At 35.1% G+C, this 2361-nt stretch carries 2 protein-coding genes and 1 pseudogene; all 3 read right to left on the reverse strand.

Annotation, left to right across the window (positions count from 1 at the left end):
* Positions 1-183: hypothetical protein (locus AFK68_RS01490; RefSeq protein WP_143437408.1), on the reverse strand; the 183-nt coding region annotated here is incomplete at its 3' end.
* A 529-nt stretch (positions 184-712) separates the two neighbouring features.
* Positions 713-1180: DUF4070 domain-containing protein (locus AFK68_RS40860; RefSeq protein WP_246843926.1), on the reverse strand; the 468-nt coding region annotated here is incomplete at its 5' end.
* Between the two features lies 1 nt (position 1181).
* A pseudogene (locus AFK68_RS01495) lies at positions 1182-2252 on the reverse strand (radical SAM protein); the annotation flags it as partial.
* Between the last annotated feature and the right edge of the window lie 109 nt (positions 2253-2361).

Raw genomic sequence — 2361 nt, forward strand, 5'->3', positions numbered from 1 at the left:
AAGTTCGCCAATATAAGTTAATTCTGTTATCTCCTTTCCTGCTTTACCTGTTTTGTAAATCTTCTCCCAAGTCGAACCATTATATTTAAAATCTGCCCGAAAAGATAAATATAATTCTAGGGAGTAGAAAGTAGGGAAGAGAAAATCTGAAGAAAAATCTGCAAGATTAGATAACTGCGACAAAAAGCTGATTACCAAAAATTGATACTTTAGTGCTTTAGAAAGACCAAGAATGTATTATTTTAGTCTAGGTACATCCTTAGACAAAATAATCACAAATTATTTTGCAGCATAAAGTCTGAGTTTTATTTGAAGTAACTATATATGTTGGGTTTCGGTTCCTCAACCCAACCTACGGTATTATAATTATCTGAACATAATATTAGTTTTCGGATTTCTTTTCGCGCAGCTAAACAGAGGAACTGCGTTAACAGTTTGGTATCCATATGAAAAGCCTCCTGAGTCCTAACTATGTTTTTGATGTCCCGTANAAAATAATCACAAATTATTTTGCAGCATAAAGTCTGAGTTTTATTTGAAGTAACTATATATGTTGGGTTTCGGTTCCTCAACCCAACCTACGGTATTATAATTATCTGAACATAATATTAGTTAATCGGGCAAAAATTATGACAGTATTTTTCAGCTTATAGAAACATAAAGAATTTGTAGGGAGATTCTATAAAATTCCCTACAAATTATTTGATAATATTTAAGCTACTTCTTCTTCTATTTGTTCCTTCTGACTGCTGACTTCTTCTTTAATCACACTTAACTTTTTATTCTCAGCTAAATATTCAGCTAACTGTGCTTCAATTTTTTCTTTGACAATATGACGATACTCATAAAAATGTTCGATATGAGCAGAGGTACTAATATAAGCTGTCAAAACACTAGGATTATGTTTTCTGATACTCCACAAATGATGCCAAAATTTCCAACGAGTGTTCCGCTTTATTCCCTGTCGCCAACAAATAATCAACAATGCTCGTAATTCTATCCAACTTGGCATTTTTGCAGCACCTTTAGCAGTGGGAGCGCCCATCATTAGAAAATGTCGATAAGTTCGATCTAAAAATTTTTCATAGTCATACAACTGCCAAAATGCTTCTACATATTCTCTGGCAATATCTTCTATTGGTCTGGTGGGGATAAAATTTGTCAAAGTTACTTGATTGATNTAAGACTTGTAACATACTAAACATGGCAGTCGGAATAGTTGTCTCTTCCACAAATTTAACGATGCGATCGCCTGCTCCTGGTTTTTCTCCATCAAAACCAATAATAACCCCTGCCATTACTCTGATGCCAGACTTAATAATTTTCTCTACTGCTTCATTGAGAGGGTTACGATTATTTTGATATTTATGGGTTAACTCTAAACTATCTTCATCAGGGGTTTCTATTCCCAAAAATACCGCTCTAAGATTGCAGTCTACCATTAATTGCATTAATTCTGGGTCTTCTGCTAAGTTAACGGAAGCTTCTGTAGTCAGTTTAAATGGACATTGATGTTCTGCTTGCCAAACTTTTAATTCTTTGAGCAACAATTTAACATTACGCTTATTGCCAATAAAGTTATCATCCACCATAAATAGAGAACCACGCCATCCTAAGTCGTATAAGCAATCTAATTCTGCTAATAATTGTGCTGGCGTTTTGGTACGGGGTTTACGACCATACAGAACAATAATATCGCAAAATTCACATTGGAACGGACAACCACGGGAAAACTGAACCGACATAGATTCATAATATTGCATTTCCAATAAATCGAATCTGGGAATAGGAGTTGTTGTCACATCCGGTTTATTGCCATCTGCACGGAAAATACCATGAGTTTCCCCACGTTTGACAGCATCGACAAACATTGGCAAAGTAATTTCCCCTTCATCCAGAATTAGAAAATCTACACCACTGTCCAATTGTTCTTGAGGTAATGCTGTGGGATATGGACCACCACAGGCCACTAATTTATTACGTCGTTTTGCTTCTCGGATTTGGTCATGTAAGTCTTCTTTTTGGACAATCATTGCCGAAAGTATGACTAAATCTGCCCATTCCCATTCTGCTTCTGTAACTGCCCTAATATTTCTATCGACTAATTTATATTCCCATTCCTGGGGTAAGATGGCTGCTACTGTTACTAAACCTAACGGAGGTAGCATTACTTTGCGATTTATCAGTTCCAGAATTTTTTCAAAAGACCAGAAAGATTGGGGAAATAAGGGATAAATTAATAAGACTCGCATTAAATATTAGCTCCTCACATTAGGATTAAATGTCTGTTTTTTTTGATGGGTTCAGCTTAACGTAATTAGTTCAGTTTAATCAACAAATAAAAAAGTAATTATTTCCTCT

The sequence above is a fragment of the Hydrocoleum sp. CS-953 genome (assembly GCF_002260545.1).
Lineage (GTDB): Bacteria > Cyanobacteriota > Cyanobacteriia > Cyanobacteriales > Microcoleaceae > Trichodesmium.